The following is an 18,484-nucleotide window of genomic DNA, read 5'->3' as shown; positions in this document are numbered from 1 at the left end:
CAAGTATGCACTTCTTCAACCGCATTACCCATCAAACCCCCGAAAGCGTCGAACTAGAATTCACGTTAGCAGGAATTGGTAGCCGCGCCTGGGCATTGCTAATAGACTACCATATTCTAACTTTTCTTATAGTTGGATTCCTATTTATTTGGAGTTTTATTGCTTATCAAGTCGTAGAAGCTTGGAGCAGAATATTTCGGAATGCAGATGTTGGCTTATGGATGCTAGCGATCGCCTTTTTAGTCACATTCTTTTTATATACAGGTTATTTTGTCCTATTTGAAACTTTATGGCAAGGACAAACCCCAGGCAAACGTTTTGCTAAAATTCGCGTCGTCAGAGATGACGGTAGACTTGTCAGCATTCAACAAGCAATATTGCGATCGCTACTGCGACCTTTTGACGATATCTTGTTTCTCGGTGCATTTTTAATTATATTCGGTCAGCGCGAGAAACGCTTAGGCGATCTAGTTGCAGGTACAATTGTGATTCAAACCGAAATTTCCCATACATCTGCCAACTTTCCTATTAGCGATTCAGCTTACGATCTGATGTCGCAATTGTTGCAGTCTGAAGCCGATTTTTCTCAAATTTTACCCGACGATTTTGCAGTAATTCGCGAATATTTGCAAAGACGCAAAGCAATGTCCAAACAAGCTCAAGAGCAACTCAGTTTAGAACTTGCCAAACAAACCAAAAAAATTATCGCCCTGGAAAAATTACCTCAAGCCGTCAAGCCTGACACATTTTTGGAAGCGGTGTATTTGGCATACCAGCAGGATCGTCAGTAGGGGCGCACAGCTGTGCGCCCCTACTCGCATCGAAATATTACCCACCCATACCAGGGATCAGACTACCACTGAGACGCTTTAAGGCACGATTTGCTACATCGCCATAACTTAACTCGCCACACAAAATTTGTCCCATGCGCTGAGTCGCAGAAGGGCGCTTGACACCGACTTTATAGCCAATACCAGGAACTCGGTAGAATACACCTGCTAGTTTTTGCGCCCAAGCCATATCGCTACCCCATTCTTCGTTAATGGTGTCGGTATATTGTTCTAAGGCATTGATATCGCCTGCAAGCGCGCGATCGATCGCGGCCGCGGCTTTCACTCCGGTAAAGATTGAGGGACGAATCCCTTCCGCAGTGAATGGATCGACGACACAAGCTGCTTCTCCAGCAAGAATTGCATTTTGAGTATGGAGCTTTTGCGTTCCATCCCACAAACAAAGAGGATGACCGTATTGTCTGCAAGTCTTGACATCAATGCCAAAGAGAGTGGCATATTCGCTCAAAATTTGTTTGAAGTCCTGTCCTTCTCCACCTCGAAACGTGCCAATACCAATAGAATAGCCGTCAGCTTTGGGGAAATTCCAGATATAGCCGTTTTTCACCATGCCAAATTCAAAGTGGGCAATGTTACTATCATCCACCTTGGCGGGGGCTTCTGCTTCTAAAGCACCACCCAAGCGGCGCTTGCGTTCTTTGAAGCCCAACCACTTCGCCATTGGACCTTTTGCGCCATCAGCTGCAATCAGATAACGTCCTTCAAACACTTGGTTCGCAGTTTTGACGTACCAGCGATCGCCTTTAAATTCGATCCCGGTAACTTCTGTACTATCCCGCAGTTCTGCCCCTTGTTTTTGTGCCTGCTGAACTAAGAAGTGGTCGAATACGTCCCGTCGCACCATCCACATCGGTTCTGGCGTGCGTAACTCTGCCTGTACGGGGTCGTCCATTTTCCAGGTGTAGCGAATGGTATTAACTTTTACCGAAATCGCTGGAGAAAAATCAAAATCAAACCATTTGGCAACTTCTGGCGATACGCCTCCCCCACAAGGTTTATAGCGTGGTAGCGATTCCTTCTCTAGCACTAAAACCGAACGTCCCTGTTTCGCTAGATGATAGGCTGCCGATCCTCCACCTGGACCAGCACCAACGATGATGCAATCGTACATAAGACTACAATTTAACTCCTATGGGTTATCTCTACATCAAGGCGGATAGCCTTACAAAACTTTACCTAATTTTGCCCGCTTCCCATACAAAAACTCACATAAAAATCAAAATAAGCAGCCAGACCAGGCTGTACCTGGTCTGTTCGAGGCTACACGGTCGAAATCTCTTTGTCTTTCTCTGCTAGCAATTCGTCAATGCGCTCGATATACTTATTGGTCAACTTTTGCAATCGATCTTGTAGATCTCGCGCTTCGTCCTCAGTCACTTCGCTACTTTTCTCTTGCTTGCGAATCGTCTCCAGCGCATCGCGGCGAATATTGCGAATGGCAACCTTACCCTCTTCAGCGTACTTCGCCGCCAGTTTGATAAATTCCTTGCGGCGTTCGCTAGTCAGTGGCGGAATATTTAATCGGATCGTCGAACCGTCATTATTAGGAGTTAACCCCACATCTGACATGGAAATAGCTTTTTCAATCGAATTCAGAGTACTGCGATCGAAAGGTTGAATCGTAATCGTAGTTGCATCAGGTGTACTAATGCTAGCTAGCGATTTTAAAGATGTAGGGGAACCGTAGTATTCCACCATCACGCGGTCGAGCAGACTGGCATTCGCACGACCAGTACGGATAGTGTTAAAAGATCGTTGAGTTGCCTCAACGGTTTTTTGCATTGTACTTTCAGCTTCAGCTAACTTCACAGAAACCTCCCACAAGCGTCCCTATAGATTCTCCTATCACAGCGCGGCGAATATTACCTCTCACCGTGAGGTCAAATACCAGAATAGGGATGTTGTTCTCTTTGCACAAGGCGATCGCGGTACTATCCATTACCCGTAAATCTTGAGCCAACACATGACCGTATGTCAAGGTTTGATAGCGTTTGGCATTTGGATTGAGATGAGGATCGGCATCGTAAACCCCGTCTACCTTCGTTGCTTTAAAAATTACCTCAGCATCTATCTCTGCCGCTCTCAATGCAGCAGTCGTATCGGTAGTAAAGAAAGGATTACCCGAACCAGCACCAAAAATCACCACCCTGCCTTTTTCTAAATGGCGGATGGCGCGACGGCGAATATATGGTTCTGCAACTTCTTGCATGGCGATCGCAGTTTGTACCCGCGTCTGTACCCCGTTGCGTTCTAATGAATCTTGCAACGTCAGGGAATTCATCACGGTAGCAATCATCCCGATATAGTCAGCAGTAGCTCGATCCATACCAGATGCGGATGCTTTTACACCGCGAAAAATATTGCCACCACCTACGACAACAGCGACTTGCACGCCGAGGGCAACAACTTCTGCGATTTCACCTGCGATTCCTTCGACTACACTTGGGTCAATCCCATAACCCAAGTTACCCATCAGAGCTTCGCCACTGAGCTTGAGCAAAACTCGTTTGTAAGGTTTCAACATACAACTGAAATTTAATTCATATTCGCCTCCCATTAAAGATAGCAGTAGAGGGTAACTCTGTCTCTAGTTGCCCCATTGCAGAGCGCAGCCGATGCTTTCTGTAGCAGCAATGGAAATGGGTTGTCCTTGTAGCAATTCCAAAATAGCTTTGCGTAAATAAGGCTGTTTTACTGCTGCTGGTTCTGCGGGGCGATCGTCGATCGCCCCTTGGTAGCGAATGCAGCCTTCTGTATCGATCAAAAAAGACATTGGTGTTGTTTTTGCCCCAAAACTTTCCGTTACGTCTCTGGTAGAGTCCCAAAGATAGGGAAAATTCAGGTGATAGTAGTTGGCAAAGTTTTTCATCTGCTCGAAACGATCTTCGAGATCCTGATTTGCATTAATTCCAATCAAAGTAAAACCTCGGTCTTGCAATTCTACTTGGATTGTTTTTAATCTTTCAATATATGACTGTACATAATCGCAATTATGACTCATAAATACAACACCCACAGCTCGGAATTTTTCTAAATAACGAGCCAGGTGGTGAACTTGAGCATCTATACCTCTTAATTCAAAATCAGGTGCATAGCGCAATTTAGGAGGTTGAATGTTAGTTTGAATAGTCATATATTGGGAATAGGAATATATCTTATCTTTAACTCAAAACTATTGGTTATTCGTTATCGGTCGCTGGTCATTAGTCATTGGTAATCGACGCGATCGATTAACCAATGACCGACGACAAATGACAAAAAATTAAGTACTTTTCCAGCCCTGAAATAATGCTTGATACCCGATTAGTTTATACGCTAATTTCGCTGCCGTGAACTGTGAAACTACTGAATCGGCGACTGGTGCTAATTCCATAATATCCAAGCCAAGGACTTGATGTTTTTCCATGACTTGTCTCAAGAAGGAAAGCAAAGCATACCAATTTAAGCCGCCTGGCTCGGGAGTGCCAACCCCTGGAATCAAAGTTGGATCGATACCGTCTAGATCGATGGTCAGAAAGACTTTTTGAGTTGGAATAGATGCGATCGCTTTTTCAATCCAATCGGGTTGGTTAGCAATTTCTCTGGCGCGAAATACAGTCAGATTTTTCGCTTTAATCAGTTCGGCTTCTTCTTTGCAAATTGCTCGAATCCCAATTTGGACGGTTGGTAAACCCATATCAACCACTCGCCGCATGATGCAAGCATGATTGTGGATCGAGCCTTCATATTCATGACGCAAATCGCCGTGAGCGTCAATTTGTACTACGGTAAAAGGTTCATCTGGATATGCTTGACGATATGCCTCGACAACACCTGTCGTAATACTATGTTCGCCACCCAAAGCAATGACAAACTTATTGTCTCGAACTAGTTTGTAAACCGTTTCCTGAGTGGCTTTTAGCATCTCTTCTGGTGAAACTTGCCGATCGCGAGTATCGGCAATTGAGGGGTACGTATAAATACCGGCATCGCAGCCGATCTCCCAGTCGAGTTCTTCATCGTAGTATTCCACTTGCTGGGAAGCTTCTAGAATTGCATCGGGACCATTTTCGCAACCACGGCGATAGGTTGTTGTTGCTTCGTAGGGAATTGGTAGGATAACGACCTTAGCAGCATCGTAAGTTGCTGCAACATCAGCACCGAGAAAGGGAATGACAGAAGTATCTGTTTGAGTTAGCATAAACAACGATCGAGGAATTGCAACATCACAATCCTGACACACTCCCGCTAAAAGTAGCGATCTGAGAGACTGGCTAAAGTGTATCTAAGCGTACGTGACATTTGCAGTAGGGGCGCACAGAGAAAGCGCCCCTACAGATCTGAAGTAACGCCATTCCTTACTAATGACTCATGACAAATGACACATGGCAGATATAACTTACATGAAGTCATTTATAAAGATCGAAATATGACGGCTTTCGATTATTCTCTAGATTTTAAAACCATTGATTTTCGCCAACATCCAGAGTTTTATCGAGTGGGTAAAGGCGAACAGGGAGTGCTTTTAGTTGAACCATATAAGTCAGAAATTTTACCGCACTGGCGATTCAAAACTCCTGATCTTGCTAGAGAATCTAGCCAAAAAATATATGAATTATTTCTAAATTATTTAACAGCAGATGATTTTGTTGGTGCAGATATGGCGCGAAAGTTTTTACAGATGGGCTACACGCGATCGCGTCGTTATGCAAATCATAAAAGTGGCAGAAAATATAAAACCAATCCTCAAAAAATAGCTGCTCCAGACGCACAGCTTCAGGCAAGAAAAGATATTTTACCTTATGAAGTCGATCCAATTAAAGCTGAATCTGCGGCAATATTCAAAGAAAAATGGGTACAAGCTAAAACACATGAGAAGTACTTACAGTTAATGGCAAAGCACAAACAAATGTACGAAATTTAGGATGCTTTTTTGGTTAGGTGGGCAATGCCCACCCTACGTTGAAATTTTTAGATTCCAGCATGACCCAGTGCTAAGCCAGTCAGGAGCATTCCTAATACCAAAAATGGTTGAGCGCTCGCCTGATATTTAACATCATTTTTCAGCGGATCGCGCAAGAAATACATGTCCTGAAATACGATCTGCGGAATGACTAAGAAGATGAGAATAGTCGCGTACAAGTTTTCACCAATACTGACTAAGTATGCTGCAATTCCCATCTGAAAAATATCGATCGCCAAAACGCAAATCCAAGCCGCTGTAGAAATACCAAACATGACTGGTAGAGACTTTAACCCTAATTGGCGATCGCCTTCTACACTCTTAAAATCATTGACCACGGCAATTCCCAAGCCTGCCATGCTGTAGATCAGCGTCAAAATTGCGATCGTCCAGTTGAGATCGCCAAACAAAGCATGACCAGTCCACCAGGGTAAGGCAATATAACTTGCTCCCAAAGCATAATTACCTAACCAACCATTCTGTTTCAGTTTGAGTGGTGGAGCTGAATATATATATGCTAGGAAAGAACCGCCTATTGCTAATGCTGTAATTGTGAGAAACTGATGTCCCGCCCACAGATCTAAAGCAAAAGCAACTCCCAAGCCAGCCACCAGCAGCACGAGAATTTGGGTTACGACTTGGGGAACGGAAATTGCCCCAGAGGGGATTGGGCGATAGGGTTCGTTAATTGCATCGATTTCGCGATCGTAGAAATCGTTGAGGGTTTGGGTATAACCCGTCAACAGCGGTCCTGCCAGCAACATAGCAGCAGCGGCAATCAAAACGTGTTCCAGCGTCCAAGTATACTGTCCCGAAGAAGCCGCCCCACAAATGACACCCCACATCAAGGGAATCCAGGTAATCGGCTTCATCAATTGCAGGCGAATTTTCCAAATCGAACTTTCGCCAGGACTCGCGCCTTTCATACCTAGCAGTTGCCTGGTTTTGCCACTGCGATCGCTTTGTAAACTAGCAACAGGATTGGTAGCAGACCCAATTTGCTCAGCAGCCTGCTCTGAATTACTATTTGGAAATGCAGAAGAGGGAGTTGGATCTGACATAAAAATAGGGAGTAGGGAGTCGTGGTAATAAGGGCGCACGGCTGTGCGTCCTTATTACTCATAATTACAAAGATACGATCAAATAGCCCTGCTGGAATTTTGCACCAGTTACAGTTTTGCCGCTCAAACCTGGGGGAAGGATAATATTGCGACGATGATCGCCTGCTTCTATGGTAATTTCACTGCCCGATTGAGTTAGCTTGACTTGCTTTTTATCAAATCCTGGCAAAAAGACGCGGACTTGACGCGCTGCTACGTCAATTTCTAGGGGTTTGGGAGCTGGTGCAGGTTGGGTAAAATCTGGTAGAGCATCTATGAGGAGTTGCCAGTCGCCAGGAGTCGCAGTCGGAACGCTACTGACTGGCAAAGGCGAAAACTCAGATTTAAGGGCTTCTATCGCAGTTGATTGATTGGCGATCGCACCTGCTATAGTTAAGCCAATCAGCTGAGAACTTCCCCACAAATAACGTGCCGTTGTCATACTTGCCGGATTGTCATTCACGACTAAATAAGCAGCAAGGCGTTTGGGATCGGCAAGGGCAGCTTTTCCCTGCTCTAGAATGTTCGTAACTTTACTCGTCGGTTGGGAAAAGTTATCACCAGTCCAACTGACATTAAAGATACTGGCTAGGAGGGGCTGGAGAAACGGCGATACCGTTCTTCCCAAGTCGGAATCTGTCAACAACTTACCAAAGCGACGGGCATACCAACTGAGACTTTCTGGCATTCCTAACAACCGCAGCATCGACGAGTCGCCGCTACCGTCGAAAACGATCGCGTCATACTTGCCACTAGCATCGTACTCTCGCAAAGCGTTAAGTACTAATGCTTTATCCATTCCTGGCAACACGACCAATTCTTGTCCGTAGACATCCTTAATTATGGGCGTGCGAAGATACTGCGCCTCTAGCTTTTTCACCTCATCCCAGTTACGTTCCAACAAAGTCGAAGTTTTTAACTGGACGACTTGAAGATTTGTCGCTACTTCTTGGGGTTCAACTGCTAGGGACGTATCTAGTAACAACCCCAATCCTGGTTGATTGTCATCCGTTGCCAATAGAACGCGCTGTCCTTGGCTGGCTAGACGCTTGGCTGCTGCGATCGCGATCGTCGTGCGTCCAGTCCCACCCTTGCCCAAAAATGTCAAAATGAGGGGCATTGTTTGCTTTCCTGATGAGTGCAAATAAGTTATGTCTGGTCAAGTTTCTCTCACGAAAACCCTTCCAGACATCTTCCCAGTCACGTAGGTTTAATTTCGTCTTCAAAAAACCAAGTGCTAAAGTTGTCATCAAACTGGACTACAACACCAACGCCGCTACCGTCAGTCATTTTAAAACCCTTGACCGTACCGACTTGTCCGAGTCGCTTGACAACGGGGGGAGAGACTCTGTCTCTCAGGCGATATACTTTAACTTTCTGTCCGATTTCCATTCCAGTACTGCAATTCGTCACGAACCATGAATCAGTGTAGCTGAATTGGGAGCTTTCTGGGATATGGGGGAGTCGGGAGTCGGGAGTCGGGAGTCGGGGATAAGAGAGCAGAGGAGCAGGGGAGCAGAGGACGAATTAATGACTCACGCACCACGACGCAGCTAATGCCGGTGAAGACGCTTCACCGTCCGCTGCTTCACCACGCACCACGCACCACTCACTACACCCCACACCCCACACCCCACACCCTATTTACCACCAGTCACCAGCCACCAGCCACTAGTCACTAATAACTGACAACTGACAACTGACTTGACTTTGAAACGACGGTGTGAAAGAGTATCTTGTAACTTTTTGTGGGAAACTAATTCATGCTTCATTTGGTCTTGTCCGTTAGTCATCAAAACGATCGCAGCGAAGGCAACTTTTGCTTTGAGCGTAACTAACGCAATTTAAAGGCTGAGTGTTGCCGTCAAGCAGATTTTTTATACTACTGTTCTTAAAACTCCTATAGCTTGGGCTTAATGCTAACTCCACTGCTCGGTTTGATTCTAGGAATAGCTATCTTACTAGAGGCGACTTTAGCCTACAGAGGAGGTTATTTGCTCCTGTTCCCGCCAATCGCTAGCAGGAAAAAAAGCCATGTTTTGCTGGCAAGCGGCAAAGTTGCGATCGCAATTGCTCTCGCGATCGGCATGTTAGGCTATTTTGACCTAATTAATGCTCCTCTATTACGCCAGATGAGGATTGCCCTCATTGTTGTGGGACTCCTACCAATCGCTACAGGCTTGCTGCAAGGGAACATCTATCGGCGTTCGGTAAAGGAAGTTATTCATTTAGTTAAAGATCTAGCTAAAAATCTGAAGCGATCGCTGTTAGTTAAGCCTGAATTATGGACAAAGCTCTACCTACTTAGGACTTTAGTACAGCGGGATCTAGAGGCGCGGTATAAGGGGTCGATTTTAGGGAATATATGGCCCTTGTTAAACCAACTGTCACAATTATTAATTTACACTTATGTATTTTCAATTGTGATGAAGGTCAGGCTTAACTTAAAAGGGCTACCAGAAAATAATAGTTTGACATTTGGTTTGTGGCTGTTTGCCGGATTGTTGCCTTGGATAGCTTTTACCAACGGACTGTTACAGTCTTCAAACTCAGTTGTAGGCAATACTAACCTAGTTAAGAAAGTTGTTTTTCCTTTGTCTCTTCTACCTTTAGTACCAGTGCTATCTGCATTTGTTGAAAGCACGTTTGGATTGATGGCATTGATTTTTCTGGTAGCAGTAACCACAAAAACGATTCACATCACGCTTTTACTGCTACCTCTACTTTGGCTGACTCAAATACTATTTACATCAGGACTGGCATATATTGCCGCGGGACTAACAGTATTTTTGCGAGATATTCCTCAGACTTTAGCAGTTATTTTAAATATCTGGTTATATTTAGCGCCAATTGTTTATCCCGAATCTCTCATTCCACCTCAAATTAGAGACTGGGTATTCTGGTTAAATCCAATGGCAACGATCGCAGAAACTTATCGCGGCTTGGTGTTAGTGGGAGAAGTGAAACATTGGGGAGAGTGGGCAATTGCTGGCATAGTTTCTCTGGTTGTGTTTGCAGGCGGCTTCTGGATATACAAGAAGTTACGCCCAGCTTTTGCCGATGTCCTCTAGTTTTGCCTAGCAGCGTGTGATGAGTGAGATTGCAATTTCCTTAAAACAAATCTCGAAGTGCTACAGGTGTTACAACCGCCCGATAGATCGACTCAAAGAGATTTTATTACCTGGCAAAAGCCGCGCCCAGGAATTCTGGGCGTTGAAAGATATCAGCCTAGAGGTAACAAAGGGGGAAACTGTAGGAATTATCGGTCAAAATGGTTCTGGTAAGAGTACGTTATTACAAGTTATTGCAGGAACGCTAACACCCACAACAGGGGAAGTATATGTTAGCGGTCGAGTTTCTGCTTTACTTGAGTTAGGGAGCGGGTTTAATCCCGAGTTTACCGGACGGCAAAATGTCTTTTTTAACGGACAGATTTTAGGTTTAAACCGAGCCGAAATCGAAACTAAGTTTGAAGAAATTGCCTCTTTTGCAGAAATTGGCGAGTTTATGGAACAACCCGTTAAAACCTATTCTAGCGGTATGTTTGTCCGCTTAGCTTTTGCTGTCGCGATTAATGTCAATCCCGAAATTTTAATTGTGGATGAAGCACTAGCTGTAGGAGACGGCGTGTTCGTACATCGGTGTATGGCAAAAATTCGGGAATTTCAAGATAGTGGTGGGACAATTTTATATGTATCTCACGATGTGGGGGCAGTCTCGCGCCTTTGTACAAAAGCGCTTTGGATGAATCAAGGGATCGTTGTCGATCGCGGTAAACCAGCGGAAGTTTGCAAGCATTATCAAGCTTGGGTACACGAGGAAGTCAATAAACGTACTGCTTCACACCTCCACGATCGCCCAGATGTTCCCCATAGTATAGCGATTAACAATCAGAATGATGAAAATATTGATATTCAGAAAATCACAATTAAAGAAATCAATCCTTTTACTAATAAACCATTTCTATCATTTGCTAACTATGAAAGATTTGGTACGGGTCGAGCAGAAATAGAAGATATCTGTTTATTAGGAGCAAACGATCGCCCAATTCAATTAGTTTATCCAGGTGACATTGTTAAAGTCAGAATTACTACATTTAGGCACGATCGCGTCAGAAAACCAAACGTTGGTATTGCTTTATTAGATCGTCTGCGAACCGTGCTTTCCGGTTGGAGTACCGAACTTTTAGATAAAGAATTTGCCGATTACTGGTTATCAAAATCGGAAATTGGTAGAGCGACAGTCGAATTCGAGTTTATTTGGCCCCACCTTGCCGGAGGTAGCTATGCTTTTGATATTGCATTTGGCGATGGTCCTCATGAAAATTTAGAGATGCTCGACTGGATTCAAAATGCGATTACCATCCAAGCAGCAGTCAATGATTTCGTCGATGGTGTATTCCAAGTCGCAGGTAGGCAGATCAGACTATGTGAGGAACTCGCATGTACGGGACAATCGATAAATTTTTAAATTCCTTTTTTAATCATAATTTTTTTAAATCTAAATTAAAAAATTGGATGCAAGGGTGGGTCGATAATTATTTAAGTCAAAAACTATCTCAAGGTTATTGGCAAGCACAAATCGATAGTTATTTAAACCAAAAACTAGCTCAAGCCGATCTAGAGAAACGCATCGAACAAGTGCAATTAAACCATTATTTAGTTTATGGCGATCCCCAAAGACTTAAACTATCAGCATCGTGCGTTGTCAATAATGCTCTATTTAACTTATCTTCTGGCACTATATGTATTGGAGAAGATGTTTTTTTCGGTCATAACGTCAGCTTGATTACCGGAACCCACGATTACACCAAGTTTGGTAAAGCTAGAATGTATGATTTTCCGACTGAAGGAAATGATATTGCGATCGAGGAGGGAGTGTGGATAGCCAGTAATGTTACAGTCATTGGTCCTTGCAAAATCGGCAAGCATTCTGTAGTCGCAGCAGGTGCAGTTGTCAAAGGCGATGTTCCCAGCTATCAAATTGTTGCAGGGGTTCCAGCAAAAATAGTCAAAACAATCGTGCCTACGGATTAGTTGTTGCATCGAAAAAAATTAAGCTAGAAATAGTAGGTTAATCTCAGAGTTAGTCCGCAATGATTGAAGCAAATAATCCAGAAATAAATATTGAGGAATTAAAACAAAAAATTACAGAGGAAGTTTCTCGACGACAGCCAGATTTGCTGACGGTATTACAGCACGATCGCCATGTCACAGGGGCGATCGCGAAAGAAGTGGTCAATATCAGCCACATAGAAGCATTAGCGAGTAATGCTGAGTTCAAGGCTCAAGTCCGCACTCATTGGCCCAAAAAGTTCGATCGCTTTCCCTTTAATGTCGGTTGGTTAAAAAAGTATAGTCTCAAAATTTACAACTTTATTCAGAAAGAGCAACGAGTCGTTAATTTTTCTCTCAGTCAAGGATTAAGAGAGGTAGCGGCGATCGAGCAACGGCTGAGCGAACAGGTAGCCGAGTTAAAAATTCAAATGAGTAGCATGAGCGATCGCCTCAGTTCTACAGAAGCTCGGATAGCTCAATTAGGCGATCGCCTCGGTTCGAGCGAATCGCAGCTGGCTCGGATTAGAGAGCGGCTCAATAGCGTCACCCAAGAGCAAGTGACCCAGATTCATGCCACTCAAGAGCAAGTCAAGCAAAATCGAGAACGCTTAAACGCTAGCGAGGAGCGGCTTAGTCAAAATAGCGCTCGCATCCATGCCAGTGAATTCAACTTAGAGCAATTCAGCGATCGCCTCAAGTTGACTGAAGAAGGATTGAATGGTATTGGTATTCGTATTAGTAGCATGGATGCTCACTTGCTGGCGATCGAAGACCGTCACAACCGAAACGATAGCTATCTCAAAAATGACTTAGCACAGCAAAAGCGATTGATTACTCTGTTTCTCGAAGAAGCACGGCAACGCCTACCAGGAGCTTTTAGTCAAGAGCATTTGATCGGCTTTTTCGATGAAAATCAGCACTCGCTAGATGCCTTTTATGCCGCGTTTGAAGAACGATTTCGCGGCTCGCGGGAAGACATTACAAATAAACTCAAAGTCTACTTGCCGAAGATTGCCGCTGCCAACGTAGGCACGCCAGACGCAACAATTTTAGATGTAGGATGCGGACGGGGTGAATGGCTAGAACTGTTACGTGACAACGGATATACGGCAAAAGGACTCGATATTAACCGAGTCACGATCGAGCAATGTCAGTCTAGGGGACTGGAGGCGATTGAAGCCGATGTTATTACTTACCTGCGATCGCTACCAGAAAATAGCTTGGGAGCCGTGACTGGCTTTCATATTATCGAACACTTGTCTTTTGCGCAGTTGCTCACCTTGATTACAGAAGTCTTGCGAGTCTTACAACCAAATGGAATCGCTATTTTTGAAACGCCAAATCCGCAAAATTTACTCGTAGGGGCTTGTGACTTTTATTCCGATCCGACTCACCAAAGACCCCTCTACCCAGAAAGTATGCAATTCTTGTTTACCTATCAAGGCTTGCATAACGTTCAAATCTTACACTTAAACCCAGTCGAAACGAGTCCTTTCGATCGCGACGAGCCAGAAATGCGAATCCTCCATAACTGGTTTTTTGGTCCCCGTGATTATGCCCTTATTGGATATAAAGTATGAAGCCACTGGCGATTGTAATCCCTTGGTTTGGTAAAGCTTTAAAAGGCGGCGCAGAACAACAAGCTTGGCAGATCGCCTCCCGTTTGGTTCGACGAGGACACAAAGTTGAAATTCTCACAACTTGCTGTCAAGCTTTCGATCGCAACTGGGCAGAAAATCATTACAAGCCTGGATTAAGTCAAGAGGAAGGGATTGCAATTCGTCGGTTTAAGGTCGTCCGCACCGATCACGATGCTTTCAATCAAGTCAATCATCTCATGCTGAGAGTACCGACTGCGCAGTTCAAACCAGGAGTCAGTCCAGTCAGCTTAGATGATGCGGCAATATTTTGCGCGGAGAGTATTAGTGCGCCCCAACTACTACACTTTCTCAAAACTCATCACCATCAATATCAAGCATTTTTATTCATCCCCTATCTGTACGGTCCAATTTTAAATGGACTGTCACTTGTTGCCGATCGCGCTTTTTTACAACCCTGTTTGCATGACGAAGCTTATGCTTATTTGCCGCAAGTCGAGCAGATGTTTCACCTAGCACGCGGTTTATTATTCAATAGCGAAGGTGAAGAGCAACTTGCCAAAAAGTTATACGGTCCTGGGATTATTTGCAAAAGTTGTGTCGTTGGAGAGGGAATAGAAGTTGGACAGCAAGACGATCCGACTCTAACTCATATTGGCAATCTCGCACTCAAAAAAGAACGCTATATTCTTTATCTCGGTCGCCGAGATGCAACAAAAAATACAGATTTCTTAGTCAGAGCTTATGCTATTTTCAAGCAGAAGTATCCAGACTCTAGTTTGCAATTGATTTTAGCTGGTTCGGGAGAAACATCATTTCACGACTCTGTGCCAGGGTTAACCGATCTTGGTTTGGTGTCAGAAAGCGAGAAAGAAGCACTGCTAGCAAACTGCTTGGCTTTATTTCAACCCAGTCGGAATGAAAGTTACTCTCGCGTCATGATGGAAGCCTGGTTCTACGGACGACCCGTAGTCGTACATCAAGATTGCTTGGCAACTGCAAGTGCTGTCAAAAGCGCGCGGGGAGGTTGGCTAGCAGCAACAGAATTTGAATGGGCAGAGATGTTTGCCCAAATCGATCGCGCTGGAATGGAACAGCTAGCAGAATACGGTGCAAACGGTCAAAACTATGCTAGGAAAAATGCGAGTTGGGATGGAGTCATCGATCGCTATGAAACTATTTTAGGGCTGACAACCGTTCCAGCCACTTCCCCAAAGCCACAACAGAAACTGAAAGAAATTCATCAACTGATGGCTGGTTTTTCGTACGGGGATGCCATTTCTAACCATGCTAGGTGGATTAGAAACTATTTACAAGCCCTTGGTTACAAATCAGAAATTTTTGCCGAACATTTAGACCCACGCGCCACCCATGAAGCCAAAAGACCTCATGCTAAAAGTATCGGTCAACAGGCTGGATTGATTTATCATCACTCGATTGGTTGCGAAGTCACAGAATACGCGATCGCTCATCCCGGGACGAAATGCCTCATCTATCACAACATCACACCTGCCGAGTTTTTTCGGTCGTATCGCCCCGATGTTGCCCAATTACTAGAACAAGGTCGGGCTGAATTAAACCAACTTGCCCAACACTTCCCCCTCTCAGTTGGCGTGTCTACCTATAATGCCTCTGAACTCGCGGAATCTGGGTTTACCACACCGGGTGTACTGCCCATACCTATAGACCCAAAAAAGTGGGACATGGCAGCAGATCCACAATTGATGCAGCAGTTACAGGATGGTAAAACTAATCTCCTCTTTGTCGGGCGCGTCTCGCCTCATAAGCGCCAAGACCACCTTCTAGAAGCTTTTGCCCATTACTTGACAATGGATCGAGAGGCAAGATTGATTCTTATCGGTGGCGGCGACATCAACGATCCATACTATCACCACGTCACGAGCTTGATGCATCGGTTGCACGTAACCAACTACGTGATGTTTCCAGGACAAGTCAACGATGCCCAACTCTTAGCTTTTTATCGTACTGCTCACCTCTTTTGGTCGATGAGCGAACATGAGGGATTTTGCGTTCCCTTAGTTGAGGCGATGTGGTTTGACGTACCGATTCTGGCGTACAAAAGCAGTGCGATTCCTGAGACATTAGGTAAAGCTGGGCTGATGTTTACTAATAAGGAAAACTTTGTTGAAATCGCAGCCTTGGCAAAGATTCTTGCTAAAGATATATCGCTGAGAGAAAAGGTAATAGCTGCTCAGCGCCAACAGCGAAACAAGTTTTCGCCTCCCGCAGTCATTGAAAAGTTAAATAAAATCGTCCTAATGATGGAGGAGAATTGTAGTCATGAGCTATCTGAGTCAACTCTTAAATCTCTCAAGCAGAGCTAGCAAAACAATTGGGAAAATCTCTGATTCGCTCTCAAATAAGAGTTTTAATTCAGAGTCAGAAACTTTATCAGATCGAGAATTTTTAGTAGATGCTTATCGCAAACTTTTAGGACGAGAAGTCGATGAAGATGGGTTAAAACATTACATTAAGCTCCTCCAAACGAGCTACAGCAGAACCGACGTACTCATGACTTTAGTTCAGTCGGATGAGTTTATTAACAAAGTTTTAAAGGAAAATATTAAAATTCAAAATTTACGAGAACTTAAACCAAACAACTACTATGCAGTAGAAGACCTTTTACAACCTAATAATGCTTTAGTATTTTTTGTAGAAACTTCAGATGATTTTGATTGGCTAGAAGCCATGATTCTCAAACATGGTTATTATGAAAAACCTGGTGTATGGGGTTTTAGAATTGATAAAGATAAGAAAGTCATGGCTGAAATCATGTCAGCTTTTCACCCCCAAAGAGCTTTAGAGATAGGCTGTGCCAATGGAACTATTCTGCAATGTTTGCATGAGATGAATATCCATTGCGAAGGAATAGAAATTAGCTCGATGGCAATTGATAAAGCTTTTCCTGACATCAAAAATAATATCCATCATGGCGATTTGTTAGAACTAGAGCTTTCGGAAAAATACGACTTAATTTTTGGTCTGGATATATTTGAACACTTAAATCCCAACAAACTGCACGACTATCTCGATCGCATAGATCGAATATTAGTTGATGGCGGTTACTTATTTGGCAATATTCCGGCATTTGGTGACGATCCAATCTTTGGTACGGTTTTTCCTATTTATATCAAGGAGTGGGAACAAGATATTGCTCAAGAAAAGCCTTTTACCCTGCTGCATGTCGATAAAGACGGCTATCCGATTAACGGACATTTAATTTGGGCTGATTGGCACTGGTGGGTAAAACAATTTGAACAACATGGTTTTCAACGAGAAGTAGAAGTTGAAAAAGTGCTGCACAAAAAATATGATGCTTACATGGAAAAAACATCGATCGCGAGAAAGTCATACTTTGTTTTTTCTAAACGTGGCGAGCAGCAAAAAACAGAAGCGATCGCCGATCGGATTAGTTCGCGATCGTCAAAAGTTTTGTGAGTTCAACAAGCAACTTGCTATGAATAAGAGGAGCGTAACTGCTCCTCTTATTAGAGTTTTGTATGGTCAGTATTTCTAAATAAAGAATAATGTAATATCTGCTTTAAGGTAGATAAAAAAGGCGATGCTTTTTGAAAGAATCATCTGAAATTTCAAAACTAAAAGCTAACAAGATGAATGCCAAAAACATTTTTGCCAAAGTAGCTCCCACTTCTGTAAAAACAATCGTTAAAAAGTTTACTAAACACGAATTGAAAAACCAAAAAGGCTCTAATGAAAACTTGCATGAAATGGAGGCAATTTCTGACGAGAACTATTTGAGAATGGCGTATAAAGTTATATTTGAGCGCGACATCGATTCAGATGGGTTAGCAAACTGGTTGAACGTACTCGATCAGGGCTTGAGTCGAACTGCTCTATTGAGGATGTTAGTCGATTCTATCGAATTTCAACTACGTCCATTGAGTAGTAAAGACTATTGGCATCTACTCAATGCTAAGCTTCATCATGCTAGATTTAAACTGATTAGAACGGTGCTTCCAGAAGCAAAAGTCATTTTAGACTTGGGAGGAGCTTCTACTGGTGACGCTCGTGGTGCTTTGTTAAGCTTCGGCTATCCATATTTACCAGAAAAAATATATATTGCCGACTTACCTCCCGATGAAAGGATGCTAAATGCTTCTGAGCTGGCACAGCATATTAGATACAAAAGTTGCGACATTAATTATGTCTATACCAGCATGAGCGACCTATCTCTGTTTGAGGAAGGTTCTTTCGATCTAATTTGGTCAGGACAATCGATAGAACACGTGACCACAGAAGAGGCTGAAAAAGTGTTTGCTCAAGCATACAAGTTGTTGAAACCAGGGGGTAAGCTGGCACTGGATACTCCAAATCGCTCTGCAACTCAAATACAGTGTCCTAAAGGTTATATTCATCCCGAACATAAAATTGAATACTTTTACAGTGACTTGTGCCGAATTTTAGAGAGGCACAATTTCAAGATTGTTGAAACAAAAGGTCTGATCGATCTGTCTAAAACTATTGAGAATAACTTGGATATGAAACATTTTTGTGAGGAGGCTATTAGTGGTGAGGCTTTGAACGATCAGCCAGAAAAGTCTTACTGTTTCTATTTGTGCTGTATGCGGAGTTGCGATCTTTAAACAGCCAAAGATGCGATCGCGAGATGCTTTATGCGTTCTATCGATAGCGTATCTAAACCAATTGTGAAAATCCCGTCCATCTGTCTGCGACATGCTAACTGTGCTTGCACAAATGATAAATGACAATCCTGATTCATTGGCTCACAACTCAAATAGACATGCTATGAGTTAGTGGATTTGCTAACGCTAGCGCTCAGCGACTCGACATATTTGTAGATATTGACAATAAATAGCGGTTGTCAAGACGATCGCGATGCATGTATATTGTCTGAAACTTTATAAAAGTTTAAACATGTAGTCTAGTGTAGTGT

At 43.6% G+C, this 18,484-nt stretch carries 19 protein-coding genes; 9 read left to right on the top strand and 10 right to left on the bottom strand.

The features are described 5' to 3' along the window. Positions 1 to 5 precede the first annotated feature (5 nt). Entirely contained in the window at positions 6 to 791 is a 786-nt protein-coding gene (locus QH73_RS03390; RefSeq protein WP_039715232.1) for an RDD family protein, read from the top strand. Between the two features lie 37 nt (positions 792 to 828). On the opposite strand, the gene QH73_RS03385 is transcribed toward QH73_RS03390, so the two are convergent. The 5 genes from QH73_RS03385 to speB all read right to left on the bottom strand — a co-directional run bounded on the left by QH73_RS03385 (position 829) and on the right by speB (position 5,031). After that, positions 829 to 1,962, bottom strand: a complete 1,134-nt coding sequence (locus tag QH73_RS03385) for a geranylgeranyl reductase family protein (RefSeq protein ID WP_039715231.1) — start codon at positions 1,960 to 1,962, stop codon at positions 829 to 831. A 149-nt stretch (positions 1,963 to 2,111) separates the two neighbouring features. Next, positions 2,112 to 2,660: a ribosome recycling factor gene (gene frr, locus QH73_RS03380; RefSeq protein ID WP_015157164.1), complete on the bottom strand. Its 549-nt coding sequence runs from the start codon at positions 2,658 to 2,660 to the stop codon at positions 2,112 to 2,114. After that, a complete protein-coding gene (gene pyrH / locus QH73_RS03375) occupies positions 2,647 to 3,375 on the bottom strand; it encodes a UMP kinase (RefSeq protein ID WP_039717363.1) in 729 nt (242 codons plus the stop codon). The genes frr and pyrH overlap by 14 nt, the downstream gene beginning before the upstream one ends. 63 nt (positions 3,376 to 3,438) lie before the next feature. Then, the gene (locus QH73_RS03370; RefSeq protein ID WP_039715230.1) at positions 3,439 to 3,984 is read right to left on the bottom strand and encodes a thioredoxin family protein; all 546 of its coding nucleotides are present in this window, start codon (positions 3,982 to 3,984) and stop codon (positions 3,439 to 3,441) included. Positions 3,985 to 4,113: 129 nt separating this feature from the next. Continuing rightward, complete coding sequence (speB, locus tag QH73_RS03365; RefSeq protein ID WP_039715229.1) at positions 4,114 to 5,031, bottom strand: agmatinase; 918 nt, start codon at positions 5,029 to 5,031, stop codon at positions 4,114 to 4,116. Between the two features lie 177 nt (positions 5,032 to 5,208). On the opposite strand from speB, the gene QH73_RS03360 reads away from it, so the two are divergent. Continuing rightward, a complete protein-coding gene (locus QH73_RS03360; RefSeq protein ID WP_236146877.1) occupies positions 5,209 to 5,754 on the top strand; it encodes a DUF4385 domain-containing protein in 546 nt (181 codons plus the stop codon). A 47-nt stretch (positions 5,755 to 5,801) separates the two neighbouring features. Here QH73_RS03360 and chlG read toward each other — a convergent pair whose 3' ends face one another. From chlG to QH73_RS28595, 4 genes are all read right to left on the bottom strand, one after another. Next, on the bottom strand, positions 5,802 to 6,854 hold the full coding sequence (chlG, locus tag QH73_RS03355; RefSeq protein WP_039715227.1) for a chlorophyll synthase ChlG: 1,053 nt from the start codon (positions 6,852 to 6,854) through the stop codon (positions 5,802 to 5,804). Between the two features lie 64 nt (positions 6,855 to 6,918). Continuing rightward, on the bottom strand, positions 6,919 to 8,013 hold the full coding sequence (locus tag QH73_RS03350) for a Get3/ArsA fold putative tail anchor-mediating ATPase NosAFP (protein WP_039715226.1): 1,095 nt from the start codon (positions 8,011 to 8,013) through the stop codon (positions 6,919 to 6,921). 80 nt (positions 8,014 to 8,093) lie between these two features. After that, complete coding sequence (gene petP / locus QH73_RS03345; RefSeq protein ID WP_039715225.1) at positions 8,094 to 8,285, bottom strand: cytochrome b6f subunit PetP; 192 nt, start codon at positions 8,283 to 8,285, stop codon at positions 8,094 to 8,096. 248 nt (positions 8,286 to 8,533) lie between these two features. Beyond that, positions 8,534 to 8,665 carry a hypothetical protein gene (locus QH73_RS28595; RefSeq protein ID WP_286194035.1) on the bottom strand — a complete coding sequence of 44 codons (132 nt, stop codon included), beginning with the start codon at positions 8,663 to 8,665 and terminating at the stop codon, positions 8,534 to 8,536. A 480-nt stretch (positions 8,666 to 9,145) separates the two neighbouring features. Between QH73_RS28595 and QH73_RS03340 the strand changes: the two genes are divergently transcribed. The 7 genes from QH73_RS03340 (at position 9,146) to QH73_RS03310 (ending at position 18,173) form a co-directional block, all read left to right on the top strand. After that, a complete protein-coding gene (locus QH73_RS03340; RefSeq protein ID WP_236146919.1) occupies positions 9,146 to 9,964 on the top strand; it encodes an ABC transporter permease in 819 nt (272 codons plus the stop codon). Between the two features lie 19 nt (positions 9,965 to 9,983). Further along, a complete protein-coding gene (locus QH73_RS03335) occupies positions 9,984 to 11,363 on the top strand; it encodes an ABC transporter ATP-binding protein (RefSeq protein ID WP_039715224.1) in 1,380 nt (459 codons plus the stop codon). 47 nt (positions 11,364 to 11,410) lie between these two features. Further along, positions 11,411 to 11,929, top strand: a complete 519-nt coding sequence (locus QH73_RS03330; RefSeq protein ID WP_236146876.1) for an acyltransferase — start codon at positions 11,411 to 11,413, stop codon at positions 11,927 to 11,929. Between the two features lie 59 nt (positions 11,930 to 11,988). Further along, positions 11,989 to 13,530 (top strand): class I SAM-dependent methyltransferase, encoded by a 1,542-nt coding sequence (locus tag QH73_RS03325; protein ID WP_039715223.1) that lies wholly within the window; start codon positions 11,989 to 11,991, stop codon positions 13,528 to 13,530. After that, a complete protein-coding gene (locus QH73_RS03320; RefSeq protein ID WP_039715222.1) occupies positions 13,527 to 15,893 on the top strand; it encodes a glycosyltransferase family 4 protein in 2,367 nt (788 codons plus the stop codon). Before QH73_RS03325 ends, QH73_RS03320 begins: the two co-directional genes overlap by 4 nt. Next, positions 15,850 to 17,007 (top strand): methyltransferase domain-containing protein, encoded by a 1,158-nt coding sequence (locus QH73_RS03315; protein ID WP_039715221.1) that lies wholly within the window; start codon positions 15,850 to 15,852, stop codon positions 17,005 to 17,007. The genes QH73_RS03320 and QH73_RS03315 overlap by 44 nt, the downstream gene beginning before the upstream one ends. A 173-nt stretch (positions 17,008 to 17,180) precedes the next feature. Continuing rightward, a complete protein-coding gene (locus tag QH73_RS03310) occupies positions 17,181 to 18,173 on the top strand; it encodes a methyltransferase domain-containing protein (RefSeq protein WP_039715220.1) in 993 nt (330 codons plus the stop codon). Here QH73_RS03310 and QH73_RS03305 read toward each other — a convergent pair. Further along, entirely contained in the window at positions 18,170 to 18,310 is a 141-nt protein-coding gene (locus QH73_RS03305; protein WP_165587611.1) for a hypothetical protein, read from the bottom strand. The two genes, QH73_RS03310 and QH73_RS03305, sit on opposite strands and share 4 nt — an antisense overlap. Positions 18,311 to 18,484 lie beyond the last annotated feature (174 nt).

Origin of the sequence: Scytonema millei VB511283, from assembly GCF_000817735.3 — a bacterium.
In the GTDB taxonomy this organism is placed as follows: domain Bacteria; phylum Cyanobacteriota; class Cyanobacteriia; order Cyanobacteriales; family Chroococcidiopsidaceae; genus Chroococcidiopsis; species Chroococcidiopsis millei_B.
This window is presented reverse-complemented; position numbering and strand designations above follow the sequence as displayed.